This window comes from Novimethylophilus sp., assembly GCF_036504375.1.
In the GTDB taxonomy this organism is placed as follows: domain Bacteria; phylum Pseudomonadota; class Gammaproteobacteria; order Burkholderiales; family Methylophilaceae; genus Novimethylophilus.
Window position 1 is genome coordinate 1 of record NZ_DASXVH010000087.1, and the last position, 21,543, is coordinate 21,543.

At 60.0% G+C, this 21,543-nt stretch carries 21 protein-coding genes; 4 read left to right on the top strand and 17 right to left on the bottom strand.

All coding sequences use genetic code 11. The features are described 5' to 3' along the window. Positions 1-46: 46 nt before the first annotated feature. The gene (locus VGK14_RS12645) at positions 47-415 is read right to left on the bottom strand and encodes an Mth938-like domain-containing protein (RefSeq protein ID WP_331509447.1); all 369 of its coding nucleotides are present in this window, start codon (positions 413-415) and stop codon (positions 47-49) included. Positions 416-478: 63 nt separating this feature from the next. Here VGK14_RS12645 and VGK14_RS12650 point away from each other — a divergent pair, with 63 nt between their 5' ends. Genes VGK14_RS12650 through thrC form a run of 3 tightly spaced genes read left to right on the top strand, consistent with a single transcriptional unit; the run spans position 479 to position 4,467 of the window. Next, complete coding sequence (locus VGK14_RS12650; protein ID WP_331509448.1) at positions 479-1,705, top strand: pyridoxal phosphate-dependent aminotransferase; 1,227 nt, start codon at positions 479-481, stop codon at positions 1,703-1,705. A gap of 21 nt (positions 1,706-1,726) precedes the next feature. After that, positions 1,727-3,043 carry a homoserine dehydrogenase gene (locus tag VGK14_RS12655; protein WP_331509449.1) on the top strand — a complete coding sequence of 439 codons (1,317 nt, stop codon included), beginning with the start codon at positions 1,727-1,729 and terminating at the stop codon, positions 3,041-3,043. Next, positions 3,040-4,467, top strand: coding sequence for a threonine synthase (thrC, locus tag VGK14_RS12660; RefSeq protein WP_331509450.1), 1,428 nt, complete (start codon positions 3,040-3,042; stop codon positions 4,465-4,467). The genes VGK14_RS12655 and thrC overlap by 4 nt, the downstream gene beginning before the upstream one ends. Before the next feature lie 128 nt (positions 4,468-4,595). On the opposite strand, the gene VGK14_RS12665 is transcribed toward thrC, so the two are convergent. The 9 genes from VGK14_RS12665 to VGK14_RS12705 all read right to left on the bottom strand — a co-directional run bounded on the left by VGK14_RS12665 (position 4,596) and on the right by VGK14_RS12705 (position 11,285). Continuing rightward, positions 4,596-4,883 carry a hypothetical protein gene (locus tag VGK14_RS12665; RefSeq protein WP_331509451.1) on the bottom strand — a complete coding sequence of 96 codons (288 nt, stop codon included), beginning with the start codon at positions 4,881-4,883 and terminating at the stop codon, positions 4,596-4,598. A 381-nt stretch (positions 4,884-5,264) separates the two neighbouring features. After that, a complete protein-coding gene (locus VGK14_RS12670; RefSeq protein WP_331509452.1) occupies positions 5,265-5,894 on the bottom strand; it encodes an isoprenylcysteine carboxylmethyltransferase family protein in 630 nt (209 codons plus the stop codon). Beyond that, positions 5,891-6,124, bottom strand: a complete 234-nt coding sequence (locus VGK14_RS12675; RefSeq protein WP_331509453.1) for a DUF2933 domain-containing protein — start codon at positions 6,122-6,124, stop codon at positions 5,891-5,893. Before VGK14_RS12675 ends, VGK14_RS12670 begins: the two co-directional genes overlap by 4 nt. Continuing rightward, on the bottom strand, positions 6,114-6,890 hold the full coding sequence (locus VGK14_RS12680; RefSeq protein ID WP_331509454.1) for an isoprenylcysteine carboxylmethyltransferase family protein: 777 nt from the start codon (positions 6,888-6,890) through the stop codon (positions 6,114-6,116). The genes VGK14_RS12675 and VGK14_RS12680 overlap by 11 nt, the downstream gene beginning before the upstream one ends. Positions 6,891-7,153: 263 nt before the next feature. Then, on the bottom strand, positions 7,154-7,513 hold the full coding sequence (locus VGK14_RS12685; protein ID WP_331509455.1) for a DUF1622 domain-containing protein: 360 nt from the start codon (positions 7,511-7,513) through the stop codon (positions 7,154-7,156). Between the two features lie 70 nt (positions 7,514-7,583). Next, entirely contained in the window at positions 7,584-7,961 is a 378-nt protein-coding gene (locus tag VGK14_RS12690) for a cupredoxin domain-containing protein (protein ID WP_331509456.1), read from the bottom strand. After that, entirely contained in the window at positions 7,958-10,465 is a 2,508-nt protein-coding gene (locus VGK14_RS12695) for a heavy metal translocating P-type ATPase (protein ID WP_331509457.1), read from the bottom strand. The genes VGK14_RS12690 and VGK14_RS12695 overlap by 4 nt, the downstream gene beginning before the upstream one ends. Continuing rightward, on the bottom strand, positions 10,465-10,812 hold the full coding sequence (locus VGK14_RS12700) for a heavy metal-associated domain-containing protein (protein ID WP_331509458.1): 348 nt from the start codon (positions 10,810-10,812) through the stop codon (positions 10,465-10,467). The genes VGK14_RS12695 and VGK14_RS12700 overlap by 1 nt, the downstream gene beginning before the upstream one ends. Positions 10,813-10,877: 65 nt before the next feature. Next, positions 10,878-11,285 (bottom strand): MerR family transcriptional regulator, encoded by a 408-nt coding sequence (locus VGK14_RS12705; RefSeq protein WP_331509459.1) that lies wholly within the window; start codon positions 11,283-11,285, stop codon positions 10,878-10,880. Positions 11,286-11,368: 83 nt separating this feature from the next. On the opposite strand from VGK14_RS12705, the gene VGK14_RS12710 reads away from it, so the two are divergent. Then, positions 11,369-12,088 carry a lycopene cyclase domain-containing protein gene (locus VGK14_RS12710; RefSeq protein WP_331509460.1) on the top strand — a complete coding sequence of 240 codons (720 nt, stop codon included), beginning with the start codon at positions 11,369-11,371 and terminating at the stop codon, positions 12,086-12,088. Here VGK14_RS12710 and VGK14_RS12715 read toward each other — a convergent pair. The 7 genes from VGK14_RS12715 to VGK14_RS12745 all read right to left on the bottom strand — a co-directional run bounded on the left by VGK14_RS12715 (position 12,039) and on the right by VGK14_RS12745 (position 21,543). Further along, on the bottom strand, positions 12,039-12,716 hold the full coding sequence (locus VGK14_RS12715) for an HD-GYP domain-containing protein (RefSeq protein WP_331509461.1): 678 nt from the start codon (positions 12,714-12,716) through the stop codon (positions 12,039-12,041). The genes VGK14_RS12710 and VGK14_RS12715 overlap by 50 nt on opposite strands. 181 nt (positions 12,717-12,897) lie before the next feature. Beyond that, positions 12,898-14,022, bottom strand: a complete 1,125-nt coding sequence (locus tag VGK14_RS12720; protein WP_331509462.1) for an ABC transporter permease — start codon at positions 14,020-14,022, stop codon at positions 12,898-12,900. Further along, entirely contained in the window at positions 14,022-15,143 is a 1,122-nt protein-coding gene (locus VGK14_RS12725; RefSeq protein WP_331509463.1) for an ABC transporter permease, read from the bottom strand. Before VGK14_RS12725 ends, VGK14_RS12720 begins: the two co-directional genes overlap by 1 nt. Then, a complete protein-coding gene (locus VGK14_RS12730) occupies positions 15,140-16,621 on the bottom strand; it encodes an ATP-binding cassette domain-containing protein (protein ID WP_331509464.1) in 1,482 nt (493 codons plus the stop codon). The genes VGK14_RS12725 and VGK14_RS12730 overlap by 4 nt, the downstream gene beginning before the upstream one ends. Beyond that, positions 16,618-17,808 (bottom strand): HlyD family secretion protein, encoded by a 1,191-nt coding sequence (locus VGK14_RS12735; RefSeq protein WP_331509465.1) that lies wholly within the window; start codon positions 17,806-17,808, stop codon positions 16,618-16,620. The genes VGK14_RS12730 and VGK14_RS12735 overlap by 4 nt, the downstream gene beginning before the upstream one ends. Before the next feature lie 70 nt (positions 17,809-17,878). Further along, entirely contained in the window at positions 17,879-19,144 is a 1,266-nt protein-coding gene (locus VGK14_RS12740) for an MFS transporter (protein ID WP_331509466.1), read from the bottom strand. Further along, entirely contained in the window at positions 19,141-21,543 is a 2,403-nt protein-coding gene (locus VGK14_RS12745) for a heavy metal translocating P-type ATPase (protein WP_331509467.1), read from the bottom strand. Before VGK14_RS12745 ends, VGK14_RS12740 begins: the two co-directional genes overlap by 4 nt.

Consider the following 21,543-nt stretch of genomic DNA (forward strand, 5'->3'; position numbering starts at 1 on the left):
CGGCCTTATCGGCCGCATTGCAGGCGAGGCCGCCTGCGCTACGGGGCTAAATGATCAGCGCCGCGGCGACATTGCGTCCCTCGGACATCAGGATGTTGTAAGTGCGGCAGGCGGCGGCGGTGTCCATGATTTCATAGCCGACGTTGGCTTCGATCAGCAGCTTGAGGCAGGCGGCGGGCGGAAAGCGCAGCTTTGCGCCGGTTCCCAGCAGCAGGATTTCCGGCGCAAGAGCGATGGCTGCGGTGAAATGCTCGGCGGCGAGCGCCTCGAAATCCGCCACCGGCCAGGAGGGCAATATCCGCCCCGGCATCAGGATCAGGCTGGCGCTATGGCGCGTTTCGTTGATCTGTACCCAGCCCGGCCCGTAGCCGGTGATGAGGTTGTTGCCTTCGGGGCGCGTGAGATGGAGCTTCATGGGTTACCGGGAACTCTGCGTTTCGAGTAAAATATCATACTTTGATTCAGACAGTTCGCAGCCGTGCAGCCCATTTTGAAATCCACAAAACTCAACAACGTCTGTTACGACATCCGCGGCCCGGTGTTGGCGCATGCGCGCCAGATGGAAGAAGACGGCCACCGCATCATCAAGCTCAACATCGGCAATCCGGCGCCGTTCGGCTTCGGCGCGCCGGAGGAAATCGTCCAGGACGTGATCCACAACCTGCCGGACGCCTCGGGCTACAGCGAATCGCGGGGCCTGTTTGCGGCGCGCAAGGCGATCATGCATTACACGCAGGGCAAGAACATCGCCGGCGTGCAGATCGACGACATTTTCATCGGCAACGGCGTTTCCGAGCTGATCGTGATGGCGATGCAGGCGCTGCTCAACAACGGCGACGAAATCCTGGTGCCGGCCCCGGATTATCCGTTGTGGACGGCGGGCGTGACGCTGGCGGGCGGCACGGCGCGCCACTACCTGTGCGACGAGCAATCCGACTGGTATCCGGACCTGCACGACATCGAAGGCAAGATCACCCCCAACACGCGCGGCATTGTCGTCATCAACCCCAACAACCCGACCGGCGCGCTGTACCCGGTGGAAGTGCTGGAGAAAATCGTCGATATCGCGCGCCGCCACGACCTCATTGTGTTCGCCGACGAAATCTACGACAAGGTGCTGTACGACGGCAACGCGCATACCTCGATCGCTTCGCTGGCGAGCGACGTGCTGTTCGTCACCTTCAACGGACTGTCCAAGAACTACCGCGCCTGCGGCTACCGCGCCGGCTGGCTGGTGGTGTCGGGCGAGAAGCGCCACGCACTGGACTATATCGAAGGCCTCAACATGCTGGCTTCGATGCGGTTGTGCGCCAACGTACCCGGCCAGTTCGCGATCCAGACCGCGCTGGGCGGCTACCAGAGCATCAACGATCTGGTGGCCCCGAGCGGACGCCTGTGCAAGCAGCGCGACCTGGCGTGGCAGCTGCTGACCGACATCCCCGGCGTGACCTGCGTCAAGCCCAAGGCGGCGATGTATTTGTTTCCCAAGCTGGATATCAAGATGTATCCGATGGCGGACGACCAGCAGTTCATCCTCGACCTGCTGCTCGAGGAGAAAGTGCTGCTGGTGCAGGGCACCGGCTTCAACTGGCCGCACCCGGACCATCTGCGCGTGGTGTTCCTGCCCAACGCCGACGACCTCACCGAGGCCATCGGCCGCATCGCGCGCTTCCTGGAGAACTACCGCAAGAAGCATGGCACCTGATTTTTGAATCGATCTGAAAATATGAAACCCATTAATGTAGGTTTGCTTGGCATAGGCACCGTGGGGGGCGGCACGTTTACCGTGCTCACCCGCAACCAGGAAGAAATCACCCGGCGCGCCGGCCGGCCGATCCGCATCGTCAAGGTTGCCGACCGCGACCTCGAGCGCGCGCGGGCGGCGACCGGCGGCACGGTGGAAATCACCGACGATGCGTTTTCCGTGGTGACCGACCCCAATATCGATATCGTCGTCGAACTGATCGGCGGCTACACGCTGGCCAAGGAGCTGGTGCTGAAGGCGATCGACAGCGGCAAGCACGTCGTAACCGCGAACAAGGCGCTGCTGGCAGTGCACGGCAATGAAATCTTCGCCGCGGCGCAGAAGAAGGGCGTCATCGTCGCGTTCGAGGCGGCTGTTGCCGGCGGCATCCCCATCATCAAGGCGCTGCGCGAAGGGCTCACCGCCAACCGCATCGAGTGGATCGCCGGCATCATCAACGGCACCACCAATTTCATCCTCACCGAAATGCGCGAAAAAGGCCTGGATTTCGATGTGGCGCTGAAAGAAGCACAGCGGCTGGGCTATGCGGAAGCCGACCCGACGTTCGACGTGGAAGGCATAGATGCCGCGCACAAGCTCACCATCATGGCGGCGATCGGCTTCGGCATCCCGATGCAGTTCGACAAGGCTTATACCGAGGGTATCACCAGGCTCACCGGCGACGATATCCGCTATGCCGAGGAGCTGGGCTACCGGGTGAAGCTGCTGGGCATTACGCGCAAGACCGACAAGGGCGTGGAGCTGCGCGTGCATCCCACGCTGATCCCGGAGAAGCGCCTGATCGCCAACGTCAACGGCGCGATGAACGCGGTGCTGGTGATGGGCGATGCGGTGGGGCCGACCTTGTACTACGGCGCCGGCGCCGGTGCGGAGCCGACGGCTTCTTCGGTGGTGGCCGACCTGGTGGACGTCACCCGCATGCATACCGCCGACCCGCACCACCGCGTGCCGCATCTGGCGTTTCAGCCGGACCGGCTGTCCGACCTGCCCATCCTGCCGATGAGCGAGGTGCGCACCGCCTATTACCTGCGCCTGCGCGCGCTGGACAAGCCGGGCGTGCTGGCCGAAGTGACGCGCATCCTGGCCGACCTGGAGATCTCCATCGACGCCATGATGCAGAAGGAGCCGGCCGAAGGCGAAGACCAGGCCGACATCATCATCCTCACCCACATCACGGTGGAAAAGAACATCGATCGGGCCATCGCGCAGATCGAGGCGCTGCCGACGATTGCAGGAAAAGTGATCCGCATCCGCATGGAAGAGCTCGGAAGAACATGAAATACATCAGCACCCGCGGCAATTCGCCCGCGCAAAGTTTCTGCGAAATCCTGCTCGGCGGCCTGGCACCGGACGGCGGGCTGTATCTGCCGGAAGCCTATCCGCAGTTCAGCGACGCCGAGCTCTCCGCGATGCGCGGAATGAACTACCGCGATTTGGCATTCACGATCCTGTCGCGCTTCATCGACGACATTCCGGCCGCCGATCTGCGGGCCATCGTCGACAAGACTTACGTTGCCGATGTCTATCGCCATGCGCGTCCGGGGCAGAATGCGCAAGACATTACGCCTATTCTTGAATTGGAGCCGGGCTTGAGCCTGCTGTCGCTGTCCAACGGCCCCACGCTGGCGTTCAAGGACATGGCGATGCAGCTCTTGGGCAACCTGTTCGAATACGTGCTGGCCAAGGTCGGACAGGAGACCAACATTCTCGGGGCGACGTCCGGGGATACCGGCTCCGCAGCCGAATACGCGATGCGCGGCAAGCACGGCATCCGCGTGTTCATGCTGTCGCCGCACCAGAAGATGAGCCGCTTCCAGACCGCACAGATGTTCAGCCTGCAGGACCCCAACATCTTCAACATCGCGGTGCGCGGCGTGTTCGACGACTGCCAGGATATCGTCAAGGCGGTTTCCAACGACCTTGCGTTCAAGGCGCAGCACAAGATCGGCGCGGTGAACTCGATCAACTGGGCGCGCGTCGCGGCGCAGGTGGTGTACTACTTCAAGGGCTATTTTGCGGTCACCCGGTCCAACGCCGAAAAGGTCAGCTTCGCCGTGCCGTCCGGCAATTTCGGTAATGTCTGCGCCGGCCACATCGCGCGCATGATGGGCCTGCCGGTAGCCAGGCTGGTGGTGGCTACCAACGAAAACGACGTACTGGACGAGTTCTTCCGCACCGGCGTTTACCGCCCGCGGACCTCGGCGGAGACGCACCACACTTCCAGCCCGTCGATGGATATTTCCAAGGCCTCCAATTTCGAGCGCTTCGTGTTCGACCTGACCGGGCGCAATGCTGCCAGGATGCGCGAACTGTGGGGCGCGGTGGATCGCGGAGAGGCATTCGATTCGAATAAAGACGGCCTGTTCGGCCGCGTGCCCGACTACGGCATGGTGTCGGGCTCCAGCAACCATGCGCAGCGAATGCAAACGATACGCCGGGTGTACGAGCAGTACGGCGTCATCATCGACACCCATACCGCCGACGGCCTGAAAGTCGCGCTGCAATACCGCGAGCCCGGCGTGCCCATGGTGGTGCTGGAAACCGCGCTGCCGGCCAAGTTCGAGGATGCGATACAGGAGGCGCTGGGGCGCGCGCCGGAGCGCCCGGCAGACCTCACCGGCCTGGAGGATTTGCCGCAGCGCTTCGTGGTAATGGATGCGGATGCCGCGTCGATAAAGAAATTCATCGCCGCGCACCTTTAGGGATTCCGGCTGAGGAATTCCGGCGCTGGCCTAAACGGTATATAGGCTGGGAGACAGCGCCGGCGCGTTGAACGGCCGGTAGAGATCCAGCACGGTAGTGCGGGTGGTTTCGATGATGGTGGTGGCTTTCATCTATCTTCCACGTTGCCGTGCGCCAGCAGCAGCAATTCGTCCGACTTGAGCGCCGCTTCGTAATTAACCACGCTGTTTTTCGGGATGCCGAGGCAGTAAAGCGCGGCGCCCAACGTAGACAGTCCGCCCACCACGATTGCGCCTTCTATCGACGCGACTACCATCGCGGCCAGTTTGCCGAGTACGATCACGGGGCCGGAAGGAGGCAGGATCACCACGGCACCGCCCAAAAACAGCCCCCACAGCCCGCCCCAGAAGGCGCCAGCCTTGCCCCAGAATTTCATGCGGTCGCCAACCGACGATTTTTTCCTCGGTTTGATAGCCTTTGCCGATGATGCTGAAGTTATGTTGAATCGCTGTTGAATACCCTGCACAATTCGAAGGGGATGGCGTTCTCTGTACAGCAAGCCTACAACCGGGAAAACGCCATGATCAGGAAGAGTATCTTGTGATCTGACCAATGTTGTTGCGGGCCGAGGCCTGGCCGGCAGAGGAAGGAGTTACGCGGCAGATGGGGTAGGCAACGGGAGAGGGGAGAAGGAAATAAATGGACTCCACCACGTCAGCACTTCGCTCAAAGTGTCGACCATATTGCCGGTTATTGCTTTCCCCACTGATCGCCGCTGCCGCGATGGCGTTCAACTCGTCACCAACGCCAAATCAATTCAGAATCGCGGAAAGAATGCCGGTACACGATCTGCATATTTAGAATATTCCTCGCCGAATTCAGCATATGCGTCTCTTTCTTCGGCTCGGGCAAGCCGCACATACATGTAGACAAGGATCGGGAACATCGCCACTGTCACGATGGTCGGCCATTGCAGCAGGAATCCAAACATGATCATCACAAAACCGGCGTACTGCGGATGGCGGATTTTTGCATAAGGTCCGGTTGTGCCCAAAGTATGCCGGCGTTGAGCCCGGTAAAGCACTCGCCATGCACTGGATAACAGAAAGAAACCGGCAACGATCAGAATGTTGCTGATCAAGTGAAATGGCCCAAAGTGCGGGTTGCCGCGCCAGCCGAACAGGTCTTCCAGCAGGTGGCCGGCATCGTGCGAAAACGGGTCGAAACCGGGAATGCGGCTGGCTAGCCAACCGGAAAGCAAATAGATGGTAAGCGGAAAACCGTACATCTCGGTGAACAGCGCCACGATGAAAGCCGAAAAGGCGCCGAGCGAGCGCCAGTCGCGCTTGCTTTGCGGCTTGGCGAAGCTGAAGGCGAAAATGATGAATACCAGCGAATTGATGATGACCAGCGACCAGAGTCCATAGGCTGGGGACGGGGCGTTCATTGCTTGTCTCCTTCAGATGTTTCGTGATTGTGGGTATGTTGACCGTGGCTGCCGTGACCGTGGTGCATGAACAAATGCATTAGCGGGCAGGCCAGCAGGATCAGGTAGGGCAGGATACCCAGCACATGGGCGCGGTGTTCCGTAAACAACAACAGCCCGGCAAATGCCAGGAAACCGTAAAATACCCACTGCCCTCTGGATAAATGTCTTGTTTCGTGTTCATCGGTCATGACCTTCTCCTTTTTCATCTGATTTGCGGCAACATGAAAAATCCGCGTCCTTGCCGGGTTGCAATTGGGGATAGCGGCGCAGGGTCATTAATCCCCATAGGATCGTGATCGGACAAGCCAGCATGAGTGCCGCCAGGATGGCGGTCCACAACGACAAGCCCCACAAGTACAACACGCCCGCCCCCATTGCCAAGCCCAATAGAGGGCAAAGCCAACCCCATCTGCTTGCGAAAACATGAGGGATGAAGCGCGGCACCCGCGCCATGTATTCACGATATTCGGGCATGCGCTGCAACAGGTCGATTTCCTCCAGTCTGCCCATGACTGTGAAAAATACGCCGGAAAGCGCACATGCCAGCAACCATGGCGCATCAGGCTGCAACAGCGCCAGGCCTCCGAAAACAAGGAGGCTGCCGGCATAGATAGGGTGCCGCACATAAGCGTAAAGACCGTGACTCATCAGGGAGTCACCGATACTTGGCATGTGCGTGCGCCACCCCAAATGTAAATGGCCGATGATCACAGGCACGGCGCCTGCCACGATCAGAATCCAGCCCAGCCCCAGGTTGACAGCACCCGACGCGAACAACAAGGGGGCTGCTGCCTGCCAGGCCAGTACCAGTCCGTAAAAATACAGGGGGATTCCCAGTACGTTGCGCAACAAGCTGGTGGCAAGCCGGCCGCCACGTTCGCCCCAGCGCCGGGAATAGGCCGCGGTAAATGCGCTGGCGCCTGCCAGCACGAAACCAGTCAATAGCGGAATCAAAAAACGGTATATGACAGTCTCCCGATCAAGTTGTCAGCCGAGCGCCTTTTCAGCAGCGCCGAATTCACGATCACCGACAGCGAACTCAACGCCATCGCAGCGGCCATGCCGGTACCCGAGAAACGTGTTGCCAAGATATCGAGTCCGTTACCGGTCGGTAATCATGGTTGCCTGCCGCCTCGGTGACAGGGTACTCGGACGCCGTGGATATCCATTAACGTGCAGGTATGCTTCGACCAGCGCTACCGTATTATTCATCGATGTTATCTCCTTGCATCCGGCGCGCGTTTTCCCATTTGCATTTCCTTGTCCAGAAAATAGACGATCACCGTTCGTATGCCGACGATGCCGCCCAGCACCCCCAACGACTGCCAGCTCGGCACAACGATGGTCTGGATCACATCGCCTGCGAGAAAAAACTCAAGCCCCAGCACCAGTTTTTCGCTAATGAGGATGCGGATATCGTCCAGACTTCCCGGCAAAGGATGCCGTCTCAACGCCGTCCAGGCACGGCATGCGAGTCCGGCAAACCCTTGAAAAACGCCCCACAGCACAATAACGACTCCCACGGCCTCGATGACCGGCACTACATAACTTACCCACTGAACCAGCAGTTCATGCATATCCCTCTCCCAGTCGTCATGATCCCGCCGTGTCGGCAGACTGATCCGACATGATGGACGCTTTTCGTGGTTACTCGACCACCAGCTTGCCGCGGAACATGCCCATCATGCAGCCGAAATCATAGGTTCCGGGCTTCTCTGGCAGTAACTCGACCGCCACCGTCTCGCCTGTCGGCAGCTTCACGCTTTTGTTGAAATCCGCAAACACCACGGTGTCGGAACAGGTTGAGGTTTCTTCGCGCCGGAACATCAGTCGTACCGGCTTGCCATGCTGGACCACGATCACATCCGGGGTATAACCGCCTTTCACCAGAATCATTGCTTCCTGGGCACCGCTGCTGGTGGTGACAGCTGCAGCGCCTTTCGATTTCTTTAACCAGAAGAACCAGGCAACGAGGCCGACAAGGGCGAGGCCGAACAACGTCACCATCCAGCGATCCGTACTCATGCGATGACTCCTTTGGGTTTGAAGGAACGAAGACGATTGGCGTTGGTGACTACGGTCACCGAGCTGAACGCCATCGCGGCGGCGGCGATCAGCGGGGAAAGCAATAAGCCGAAGAACGGGTAAAGCAGGCCCATTGCTACCGGGACGCCGAGGATGTTGTAGAAGAAGGCGCCGAACAGGTTCTGGGTGACGTTGCGCATCGTGGCGCGGCTGATCTCGATGGCGGTCACCACGCCGGTCAGGCTGCCCTTGATCAGGGTGATGTCGCTGGCCTCGATGGCAACGTCAGTGCCGGTGCCGATGGCCATGCCGACATCGGCTTGGGCCAGTGCCGGTGCGTCGTTGATGCCGTCTCCTACCATGGCGACGGTCTTGCCTTCCAGTTGCAGTTTCTGCACCTCATGTGCCTTGTCCTCGGGTGCGACTTCGGCGAGCACCCGGTCCACGCCAACCTGCCTGGCAATCGCATCGGCCGTGCGTTGATTGTCCCCGGTCAGCATGATGACTTCGATACCCAGCTTCTTGAGGGCGGCGATGGCGGCTTTGGAATCCGGCTTGATGGTATCGGCCACGGCGACAAGCCCGGCCGCAGTTCCATCGACGGCAACGTACATGGGCGTCTTGCCTTCTTCGGCGAGGCGCTGCCAGTCGCCCGTCAGGCTGCCGATGTCGATATTGCGCGTTTCCATCAGCTTGGGATTGCCCAGCAGTACGACTTTGCCGTCAACCGTGCCGCTGACGCCCTGCCCGGGAATGGCGGCGAACCCCACCGTCTCTCCCAGGGCAATGTTGCGCGTTCTGGCGCCGCCAATGATCGCTTCGCCCAACGGGTGTTCCGAGCCGCGTTCCAGCGTGCCTGCCAGCTGTAATACGGTTGCCTCGTCGAAACCTGTTACCGCAACCACGTCGGTCAACATCGGTGCGCCGCGTGTGATGGTGCCGGTCTTGTCGAGCACGATGGCATTGAGTTTCTTGGCGGTCTGCAAGGCATCGCCGGAGCGGATCAGGATGCCGTTTTCCGCCCCCTTGCCGATACCGACGGTGAGTGAAGTCGGCGTGGCCAGACCGAGCGCGCACGGGCAGGCAATAATGAGCGTGGTGACGAACACGATCGTGGCATAGACCGCCCGCGGTTCCGGCCCGAAGTCATACCAGGCGATGAAAGCGAGAATGGCGAGAATGATCACGGCGGGAACGAAATACCCGGACACGGCATCGACGATGCGCTGGATGGGTGCTTTCGAGCCTTGCGCATCCTGAACCATGCGGATGATGTTGGCGAGCGCCGTATCCTTGCCGACCTTGGTGGCGCGGAAACGGAAGCTGCCGGTCTTGTTCATCGTCGCGCCGATCACTTCGTCTCCGGCGTTTTTTTCCACCGGGATGGATTCTCCGGTGATCATCGATTCATCCACGGCGCTGGAGCCCTCAGTCACCAGGCCATCCACCGGAATTTTCTCGCCCGGCCGGACGATGACGACGTCACCGGCCAGTACTTCTTCCACCGGAATATCCACCTCATTACCATCACGCAGCACGCGGGCAGTTTTGGCTTGCAAGCCGATCAGCTTCTTGATCGCCTCGGAAGTCCTGCCTTTGGCCTTCACTTCCAATGCCAGCCCCAGCACCACCAATGCAACCACCACCGTCACCACGTCCCAGAACGCCTCGGCCAGCGCTATGTCCGGGAACCATTGCGGGAACGCAACGGCGACGACGGAGTAAAGAAATGCTGCCGTGATGCCGAATGCGATCAGGGTATGCATATTGGCCGAACGATGCTTCAGTCCCGACCACATGCCCTGATAGAACTGGGAGCCGGACCAGAGCATCACCGGCAGCGCCAGCAACCCGAGGATGCTCCAGACGATGCGCCGCTCCATGCTGCCCATCGGCATCCACTCGCGCAGGCCGGGGATAAGATCGGGGTAGCTGAAAATCATCACCGGCACCGAGATGACCGCCGCCAGCCAGAACTTGCGCATGAGGCCGGTATATTCCGCGGCTTGCTCGGATTCCTGGCGCTCCAGCGCATTTTCGTTTGTGGCAGGCGGCTCGCCGACCTGGTAGCCGGCGTCGATGACTGCCTGAGCGATCGCTTGATGGCTGGCAATTTTCGGCTGGTAAACGATTTTGGCCGAGGCGGAAGCAGGGTCGACGCTCGCCGACACCACTCCCGGCGTACGGTAAAGGGAATCCTCGATCGTCTTCACGCAGGAAGCGCATTTCATGCCCTTGATGCCGATTTTCAGGCTCGCCGATCCCGGCAAGTAACCAGCCTGGCGGATGACGTCGTTAAGCTGTGTGACGCTGACCTGGTCAGGCAGATAGTGAACGTGGGCCTTGCCCTCGGCATGGTTTACGGTGGCGTGCGCGACGCCTTCCAACGCTGCGATGGCCTCCCGGATTTTGTTGGCGCAATGCACACACGTCATCCCGCCGATGGAAATTTCGATGTGCTCTCCTTGTTTCTCATGTGCTGCCGAGTGCTGGGAGTGGTCCATTATTCGTCACCTCGTTCGGTTGAATTATTTTTTTTTGCGCAGCAGCATGGCCGGTTGGCCTGCTGCTGATGCGGATGTGTGGTTTTGTCTGTTGCAAGCGGCTCGCCGGCCTGATAGCCAGCTTTAATGATCGCCTTGATAATCTGCTGCACCGTTACCTGCTCCGGCGCATAACGGATATGCGCTTTTGCCTCGGTATGGCTCACCGTGGCTTGCATTACGCCTTGCAGTTCCGATAGTGCCTGCTGGATGTGCTGGGCGCAACCGCCGCAACTCATGCCGATGACCGGGATTTCAATATTCACGGCAACTGCGGCTTGTCCGGCTGAGTGATGGGGAGTCGTCATGATGATCCTTTTTTGCTTGGGGAAGCCTTATTTAACAACCTGCGAGCCACTCACAGGTCAAGCAATTATGTTTCTTCCATCGCCTCGATCAGACTGCAAAGCGCTTGCTCCCCGGGCGATCCGTCGAGCATTTGCTGCCATTGTGCTAGCGTGTGCTCCATCCGGTTCTGCACGGCAACCAGTTCCGCCAGTGCGCGGCCGTTTTCCTCGATGCGCCGTCCAAGCGTTTCTCGCACCATCCGGCAGGGAGATCCGCCGTTGCGACTGGTTTCGATAATGTCGACGATTTCCGCCAGCGAAAATCCCAATCGCTGCGCACGCCGGATAAACCGCACGCATTTCACATCCTCCCGGCAGAACTGCATGTAGTTGTTGACCGCATTGCGTGACGGCTTCAGCAATCCAATCCGCGCGTAGTAGCGGATGACATCCGGCGTCACCTCCGCCAGCCTCGCCAATTCGATGACTGTCATATTTCGCCCCCGTTGCTATTTTGCAAAAGCATCTTCTGGTAGCCTTTATACCAAAGCAATGCTAAAGAAAGGTGCAAACCCCGATGATTCCCTATCAATATGTCTGGCTGGTCTGGGCATTGCTGTTTCTGATCCCGTGGGCAGTCATGTTTATTGCCTTCCCGCATCACCGGAAGACGATGTGGACGGTCAGCCTGGTCACCGCCCCATTCGGCCTCACCGAACCGCTGTTCGTTCCCGAGTACTGGAATCCCCCCACCCTGTTCGATCTGGCGCAGCGCACCGGCTTCGACTTGGAAAGCCTGATCTTCTGCTTCGGCATCGGCGGCGTGGGCTCCGTGCTCTATTCCGTTCTCACCCATCGCAACGATGTACCCGTACCCGTGTCGGAAAAACGTCTGTCGCTGCACCGCCATCATTACAAGGCCCTCGTTTCGCCGTTCATTGTTTTCTCGGTCCTCTACTTTCTGCCGTGGAACCCGATTTATCCCTCCATTGCCGCGATGGCGGCGGGCGCCATGGCCACCGTCTTCTGCCGGCCCGACCTCAAGACCAAGACCTGGGTCGGCGGAGTGCTGTTCCTCGCCTACTATTTCATCTTCTTCCTTGCACTGGAGGCATCTTCTCCCGGTTATGTCCAGCAGGTATGGAACCTGCCGGAGATCAGCGGCGTTCTGTTGCTCGGTATCCCGCTGGAGGAACTGCTGTTCGCTTTTGCCTTTGGCCTGTACTGGTCTGGCGGTTACGAACATTTCATGTGGCAGCGGCTCGCGCTGGAGCATGTTCATCGCCTGCAAGAATAACGTCCGCGGAAGCCGTCCCGCACTTGAGGGACACCATGTCCCGCAACACGGGCTCCGCTTCCAGGAAAATCCTGACCGCATCGGGGTCGAACTGCGTGCCGGACATGCGCAGGATTTCCGTTTTCGCCACATCGAAGTCCAGCCCTTTCCGGTACGGGCGGTCCGAAGTCATGGCATCCAGCGTATCGATCACCGCGAACAGGCGGGCGCCCCACGGGATGCTTGAGCCACTCAATCCGCGCGGGTAGCCGGAGCCGTCGAAACGCTCTTCGTGGCTCAGCACGATTTCCGCCGCTTCCTGCATGCCGGGCATCTGCGACGCGATGCGGTACCCTTTTTCCGGATGGGTGCGCATTTCCTGCCACTCGCTGTCGGTCAATGCACCATGCTTGAGCAAGATCGCATCCGGGATGCCGATCTTGCCGATGTCATGCAACAGCGCACCCCAGTAAACCTGGCGCAAGCGTTCGGGCGCATCGTCGACGGAGCGACGGGCCAGTTCCAGCGTGTGGCAGGCAACCCGCTTGGAATGCAGCCCGGTTTCATGCTCCCGCAGGTCGAGGGCCGACGCCAGGGCCTCCGCCAGCGCGGCTTCCGCCTCAATCGAGGCGACGCCTTCGAACCGCACGGCCTGCGATCGAAGGTAGCAGGCTTCGCAGCAGAAGTTACCTATGGCTTGCGCAAATGGCGGGGCAGGAACCGGGTTCCCGCACATCCGGCAGATTCTGTCGGCCAATTTTTCATGGGAACTGGAGCGCATCTCTAAATTCATCCCCTCTGGTTGTCGTTCTCCGCCACCGCATTTTGCTCTATTCGAGCATTCTCCGCCGTAACCTGACCAGGCTCCAGAGGAACAGTGTCGCACCGAACAGGAATAACATCGCGAACTTGGGCCACAGGATGTCCAGCCCGACGCCTTTCAGGAAAATCCCAAGGGAGATCTCCATGTAGTAGCGCACCGGGCTGAGCAGCGAGAGGTATTGCAGGAACTGCGGCATGCTTTCCACGGGCACGATGGTGCCCGACAGGAACATGACCGGAAACAGCACGAAGAACGAGACGAGCAGGGCCTGTTGCAGGTTCCGGGCAAAGGTGGAGACGAAGATGCCGATGCCCATGCTGGCAATCAGCGAGATGGCGGAGGCGAGGAAAAACAATGCAACACTGCCTTCCATCGGCACGCCGAACCAGCGGGCGATCAACAAGCTTGGAAACAGCAGCACCAAGCCGATTGACAGTGTAGGCACCAGCTTGGCCAGAACGATCTCGTGCCTGCGCAGGGGGGTGACCATGAGCTGCTCGATGGTACCGGTTTCCTTTTCCCGAACCAGGCTTGCGGCGGTATTGATGACGCCCACCATGAACCCGGCCAGCACGATCATCGAAACCACCATGAAATAGCGGAACTTGAGTTCCGGGTTGTACCAGATGCGCATGCGCGGCACCACTTCCGGCAGCCTGGCCTGGATGCCGCGCTGTTGCAGGGATTGCACCATCAGCTCGTGGGAAAAGCCGGCAACAATGGCGCCGGCATAGCCGCGGGCGGCGTTTGCCGTATTGGAGTTGACGCCGGACAGGATCAATTGCACCTCCGCCGTCCTTCCCTTGCCCACCTTGTCCGAGAAGTCCGGCGGGATCACGATCCCCATGTCCGCACGCCCGGCGTCCAGCAGGGCGTCGATCTGCCTGGGGCTGTCTACCAGGAACCGCTTGCCGAAATACTCCGTGGCGGTAAAGCGCTCGACCAGTTTCTGGCTCAGTTGGGTGCGGTCCTGGTCGTAGACGGCCAGATGCAGGTTTCTCACCTCGAAAGAAAGGGCGTGGGTGCACATGATGACTTCGGCCGTGTACAGCCAGAAAATAAGCAGTAGTAGCATCCGGTCGCGCGAAAACTGGAGGAACTCCTTTTTGACGCATGCCAGCGCTCGGGTCATCAAGCCACCTTCTTCCGAAAGCGCAGGCTCGCCAGCACAAACAGGATCACGGTATAGGCGAGCAGCAGCGCCACATTGCCCCACAGGTATTCCAGCCCCAGGCCCTTGAGAAAGATGTCGCGGCTGATGTCGTTGAAATAGCGGGCCGGGAAGAAATAGGTGTAGAACTGAAACAGGTAAGGCATGCTGGCAATCGGGAACAGGAAGCCCGAAAACAAGAACGAAGGCATCAGGGTGATCAGCAGCGACAGCAGCATCGCCGCAAGCTGGGTACGGGTGATGGTGGAGACGAATACTCCGATGCCTACCGTCACCAGCACGTAAAGCAGGGAAGTCGCGAGCAGGAGCATGAGGCTCCCCTGGAAGGGGATGTGGAACCAGAGGGTGCCTACGGAGAGTATCAGCAACATTTCGAGGAATGCGATCGCGCCATAGGGAATGATCTTGCCGAGAATGAACGTCGGCGAGCTGACGGGGGAAACGTAGATCTGCTCGATGGTGCCGCGCTCCTTCTCGCGCACGATGGAAAGCGCGGTCAGCATGGGCGGGAAGGCCATCAGCAGCACCGCGAACAGGCCCGGCACGATGTAGTTGACGCTCTTCATGGGCGCGTTGTACCAGACCCTGGACACCGCCGTCACATGAGGCAGCGGCGGCGCGCCCCGGGCGGCGAGCGCCTTCACCGCAGTTTCGGTGGAGTAACGGTTCACGATGGCCGTGGCGTAGTTGGAAACGATGAGCGCGGTAGCCGAGAAGGTGCCGTCGAGGATAATCTGCACCGTGGCCTTGTTCCCCGCGCGCAGGTCTTCCGAAAAATCGTGCGGGATGATGAGCGCCAGCGTAGCCTGTCCCCGGTCCATCACGTCGCCTAACTGCCTGACGGAATCCAGATCGTGTTTGAGGCGGAAATAGCCGCTGCGCGTGAAAGCCTCCACCAGGCGCGCGCTGTCCTGGCTTTTATCCTGGTCGTAGACCGCCATCGGCACATCCTCCACGTCCAGAGTCACCCCGTAGCCGAACAGGAACAGCAGGACCAGCGGCAGGAAAATTGCGGTGCCGAGGGTGATCGGGTCGCGCAGAATTTCCCTGGCTTCTTTCCTGATCAACGCCGCGAGCATCATGCCGCATGCTCCATGAGCTGGATGAACACGTCTTCAAGAGTGGCGCCGCCGTGAAGTTCCTGCAGGCGCTGCGGGGCATCGATGCAGAGTATGCTGCCGCGATCGATGAAGGCGACCCGATGGCAGTTTTCGGCCTCCGCCAGATAATGGGTGGTGACGAATACCGCGGCACCCGCATCGGCAATGACCCGGATAAGCCGCCAGAACGCCTCGCGCGAGGCGGGATCGACCCCTGAAGTAGGTTCGTCCAGGAACAGCACTTCCGGCTGGTGCAGCAGTGCGCAGCCGAGCGCGAGGCGCTGCCTGAGGGCGCCGGAGAGATCCCGGGTGAGCGATTTTTCGTGCCCGCCAAGACCCGCCATGGCGATCACCCACTGCATGCGGGCGGACAGGGTGGCGCTATCGAGCCCGTATACTCTGCCGAAAAACTCGATGTTCTCGGCCGCAGTCAGATCCAGGTAGAGGGAAAACCGTTGCGACATGTACCCGATGCCGCGCCGCGCATCCTCCGGCCGGCGCGCCACGTCCACTCCCGCGACCGTTGCCTCGCCTGTGCTCGGCGGCAGCAGGCCGCACAGCATCCTGATGGTGGTGCTCTTGCCGGAACCGTTGGGGCCGAGGAAGCCGAAAATCTCCCCCCGTTTCACAGTGAAGGAAATGCCGTCCACTGCGGTAAAGTCGCCGAACCGCCTGGTCAGCCCTTGCACTTCGATGGCGTTGCCGTCCGCTGCCCTGGCGGCAAAGGGGAGGCCGGCCACCGTCCTGGCCGGTGCGGCATGGGCCTTGAATACGGTCTCCAAGTCGTCCCCGAAGGTCTCGGGCTTGTCGCAGGCGAGCAGTTGTCCCTGGAGCAGGAAGGCCATCCGGTCACACTGCCCGGCTTCGTCCATGTAGGAAGTGGCGAGTATGACGGTATTGCCCTGCGCATGGTAGCCGCGCAGCATGCGCCATAGCTGCCGGCGGGAAACAGGATCGACGCCCAGGTTGGGCTCGTCCAGGATCAGGATGTCGGGTTCGTGGACGAGGTTGCAACAGAGGGCGAGCTTCTTCTGCATGCCCCCGGAAAGGTGCTTCGTCCTGCGGTCGAGAAAAGGCGCGAGGCCCGAGAATTCTAGCAGCCGCTGTTTTCTTTGCGCGAAGAGCGGTGATGGAATGCCACGGATTTCGGCAAAGAATTCCAGGTTCTCCTCCACGGTGAGATCTTCGTACAGGGAGTAGGCCTGCGACATGTAGCCGAGGCGGGAGGTGATGGCGGCGGCATCGCGCACGGAATCGAGGCCATCCACGGTGACGTTGCCCTCGGTCGGATCGAGGATGGCGCACAGGGACTGGATCAGGGTGGTTTTGCCCGCGCCGTCCGGCCCCACGATGCCGAACAGTTCGCCCCGCCGGATTTCAAGATTCACTCCCCTGATGGCCCAGCTTTTTCTGAACCGCCTTCCCAGGCCGGCCACCCGGATACAGGTCTCGCCGATCATCCTCCGCTCCGCGCACGCTCCGGCCAAGCCATGTTCTCCCGCCACTTGATCGTGACGTCCACCGGCATGCCCGGCTTGAGATAGCCCTCGGGGTTGTCGATCTTCACCTTGACGCCGAACACGAGTTTGGTGCGCTCCTCCTGGGTGTGGACTTCCTTGGGCGTGAACTCGGCCTGCTGGGAGACCTCGACCACCCTGCCGGGAAAGAACCGCTGCGGGAAGGCGTCTGCGAATATGCGGGCCGGATTACCGATGCGGATCAAGCCGATGGCCTGTTCCGGAATGTAAACCCGGATGTAAATATCCGAAAGATCGATCATGGTGGCGATGGGAGTGCCGGACGCAACCAGCTCTCCCTGTTCTACCAGCTTGTTGATGATGGTGCCGTCCGCCGGTGCGCGAATCCCGGTGTCGCTGGCGACCGCCTGCATCTCCCTGACCCGGGCCCGCGCCGCTTCGGCCTGGCTTTGCGCCACGGCGCGGCTGGCCTGCAAGCGCGCCTTCTCGTCCTGCAGGCGCTGCACCTCCTTTTGCCTGACGCCGATATCCAGTTGTGATACCCCGGAAAGCTCCAGCGCCGCGCTGGCTTCCTCGCGCGCCCGCTCCGCCGCCTTCAGCCGCGCTTCCGCCGAGGCGTAGCGGCTTTTTAACTGATCGAAATAGCTTTCGCTGACGAAACCTTGTTGTACCAGCCTGGCATTGCGATCGTAATTGTTCTTTTCCAGCTCCCGGACGGCCTGTGCCGCAGCCAGCTCGGCCTGCGCCCGTTGCAGGCCTTCGTTTGCCTGATGGATAGTGTGTTGGGAAGTGCTCTGCGTCGCGCCCACGTTGAGTTGGGCTTGCCCGACGGAGGTTGCCATCGCCTTTAGTGCGGCTTCGATTTCCTTGACCCGGCTGTCGGCAGCGGATGCCTGCGCCGCCGCCTGCTCCAGTTGGGCTTCGACTTCTGCGGAGGTAAGTTTTGCGACAAGATTGCCTTTCTTCAGCAGTTGGCCTTCCGCGATTGGAAGAGTCTCGATCCTGCCGGCAAGTTTGGAACTGATCGTCACCTCGGTGCCGCGCACTTGTCCGTTGGCTTCGAGTACCCCCTCCGCCGCCCGGTTCTGCAAAAAGTAGAACCACGCTGCAAACGCCGAGGCCGCGATAAGTGCCAGTCCAGCAACAAGAAAATACCAGCGATGTCGCATTTCATCTCCCTTGATCGTGGTTGTTTATTGTACGTTTCTGCATTCAGGGCTACTGAAATACGGATAACCGCTATCGTGCCGAGGTTCTGACGAGATTACGGGGCACGAGCAAATAAGGCAACCCGAGGCTTAGCAATACGCCTAGTGCGAGGAGCTCTGCAGTCAGGGCGAAGGAAGCGCCCGGCAAGGTGTCGACATTAAAGAGGAGCCCGCCCATCACCGATCCCATCGTGACGCCAAGGCTGGCGGCTGCGGTTTGTCTGCCGAGCTGCCAACCTTGCGCGTGCCCGGCCTTGGCTGAAATCCAGTAGGTCAGGATCGGCGAGAGGATGCCGGCACTGGCTGCGACCGCGCCGATCACGGCCAGCATCAACGTAAAATTCCACACCCACGGTACGAGGAACATTCCGGCCGCCAGCACGGCCAGCGAAGGGGCGATGAGCCAACGGGTCGTGTCCGGCTTGACCCAGGGCGAGAATATGATTGCCTGCATTGCAAACATGACCAGGCTGCACTCGGTGAACATCAGCGCGGTCTGATACGGGGTAAAGCCGAGCTCCTGCTTGCCGCGCAGCGCGAGCCCAACTTCGAAGACTCCAATGCTGGTCGAGACGATGAAAGTCAGGATGAGAAGCTTCGGTACGAGCCATGTGGCTTTATTGACCGAAATGTACTTGGTCTTCCTTGGGCGACTCCCTTCCCCTCTATCCGGCACGGCGAACAGGACAACAGGTGTAACGAGAAAGGCAAGCAGTGCGGTGGCCGCGAGCGGGATCGCAATCGAACCCGCTGGCATGGTGATGGTGAAGAAGTCCGCCGCCAGGCGCATGATGAATACTCCCAGCATAGGCCCGAGTAGGAAACCAGCGATACCGCTCATGCTGACAAACGCAAGCCGTCTGGCGCGCGTTTCCTCGGTCGAGGCGAAATCACCGACCACAGCCGTTGCCACTGGCGTCACCGCAGCGGCGAACATGCCGCTCAAAAATCGCTCAACGTAAACTGCGGAGAGGCTCTCGATGAATGAAAAAAACAGCATGGTAATACCGAAGCCGAATAGCCCAACAAGCAGCACGCCACGAGAACCGTGTCGATCGGATAATCGGCCCCACATGGGAGCAAACAGAAAAAGTGCGAGGGTGTAGGCGGCGGTTAATAACCCTGTGTGCCGGGAAACTTGTGCAGCATCCATGCCTTCTCCCAGAAGTCGCTCGACCAGATAAGGCAATAGCGGAAGCAAGATGCCGAAGCCGGCGGATACAGTGAAAACGGCAAGAATAAGTACGGTCATCGTGACCCCGGACATGTCGGCTGAGCGCTGAGTGGCGACGGTCATGTCGATACTTGCGACGCAATGGACGCTTCCGCCCCGTCAGGTCGACGAATGCCTGCCAGCTTGGTGCGCTTCAGCATTAAGGCATTGATCGCTACCACCGCAGAACTACCCGACATCGAAAGCGCTGCGATTTCGGGGCTCAACACGAACGGATAGAAAACGCCGGCGGCCAGAGGGAACGCAATCACGTTGTAACCCACTGCCCACCAAAGATTCTGGTGCATCTTGCGTAGCGTTGCGCTCGACAGTTCGATCGCGGCGACGATGTCGTAGGGGTCGCTCTTCATCAGTACCACGTCGGCGCTTTCCATCGCGACGTCGGTTCCGGCACCGATGGCAAAACCGACATTTGCTTGGGTCAGCGCCGGTGCATCGTTGACACCATCCCCCACCATCCCGACTTTCTTGCCCATCGCCTGAAGTTCCTTGACTTTGTCGGCCTTCTGGCCGGGCAGCACTTCGGCCAATACGCTGTCAATGCCTAAGTCCGCAGCGATGCGCCTGGCTGTGGCCGCATTGTCGCCAGTCAGCATTACCACTTCGATGCCGCGCTCGCGCAACTTGGCTACAGCCGCTTTGGCGGTTGGCCTCACTGCGTCGGCGATAGCGATGAGACCAACCACGCGAGCGTTCTGAGCCACGTGAACCACGGTACGGCCATTACCCTGCAGGCGAGCGGCCTCGGCCTCCAATAAACCGAGTGCGAGCTTTTGTGTATCCATCAGTAAGCGGTTGCCGAGGAATATAGTCCCACCATCAGTCTCGGCACGCGCACCCATACCATCAAGGCTTTCGAAACCCGTAGGCGCAGTGACGGTTAGGTGCGAAGCTCGGCGCAGGATTGCCTGTGCCAGCGGATGGTCGGATCCCTGCTCAACTGCGGCGGCGGCGGCCAGCACCGCATCCTCGGTGACCCCTTCCGCCATCATCGTCTCCACGACCTCCGGCTGGCCGATAGTGAGTGTTCCAGTCTTGTCAAAGACAATGACGTCAAGCTTGGTGGCGTCTTCAAGCGCAGAGGCATTCTTGAATAAGATGCCGTTCATTGCACCCAGGCCGGTACCCACCATCACCGCCATGGGCGTGGCGAGTCCCAACGCATCCGGGCAGGCAATCACAAAGACTGTGATGGTTAGCGTCAATGCAAATAGCAGTGGTTGACCGATCCACCAGAACCACACAGCAAAAGTCGCAAGACCGACCACCACCGCGGCGATCACCAGCCATTGCGCGGCCTTGTCGGCCAGGAGCTGTGCCGGTGCTTTCGAGTTCTGCGCCTCCTGCACCAGTTTTACGATCTGTGCCAGCGCGCTGTCGGCCCCGACCTTCGTCGCCCTGTAACGAAAGCTGCCACTCTTGTTGATCGTCGCGCCAATCACCATGGCGCCTGGTCCCTTTTTGACTGGCATCGATTCCCCGGTAAGCATGGATTCGTCGACCAGCGATTCGCCCGTATCCACCGTGCCGTCAACCGGGAGCTTATTGCCCGGACGAATCACAACGATGTCGCCCGCCACCACCTCAGCTGTCGGCACTTCGACCTCGATACCGTTACGGATGACAGAAGCCTTGGCCGGGGCAAGATCCATCAGCGCCTTGATGGCCTCGGAGGCGCCGGCACGGGCTCGCATTTCCAGCCAGTGACCGAGTAGAATGAATACCAGAAGAACAGCAGAAGCTTCGAAGAACTGGTCTCCTTCAAAGAGGAAGGTGGCACCGACGCTGAATAGGTAACCGGTGCCAACACTCAAGACGACCAGCACCGCCATGTTAAGCACACCGTTCTTGAGCGCACGCCAGGCGGCGACGAAAAACGGCCAACTCGGATAGACCACTGCCAAAGTGGCCAGTAGAAACAGCCATTGATTCAATTCCAGGCCAATCGGCGGCGCTGGCGGTGTGAATATTCTCCCCATAGGCGAATAGGTGAAGATTGGCACGGTGAAGAGGAGGCAGACCAGAAAGCGATTGCGCATGTCACGCGCCATGGCCTGCATATCCATTCCGGCACTATGCCCCATCTCGTGGGCAGTGCTTTCCATCTCGCCACCGTGCCCGGCGTGCGCTTCATGCTCGCCATGAGTAGTGCGAACTTTATGCCCATGGCCCGCGCGTGCCATGGGCGGGATCGCGGTTCCGGCGCTCGCGATTGCAGGATCCTCCGGCGTACATAAGTGCTTTGGCATCTGCTCGCCGGCGCAGTGATAGCCGCACTCATGCACCTTATGCTTGATGGTTTCGAGATCGATGATCGTCTCGTCATAGGCCACTGTCGCGCTACCGGCCACGTAATTGACTTCCGCCTTATGAAGGCCCGGCAATTTGGTAAGTTGTCTCTCTATGCCTCGACTGCTTAATGCTGACAGTAAGCCGCTGATTTCAATCGTAGCTGTCTTCAT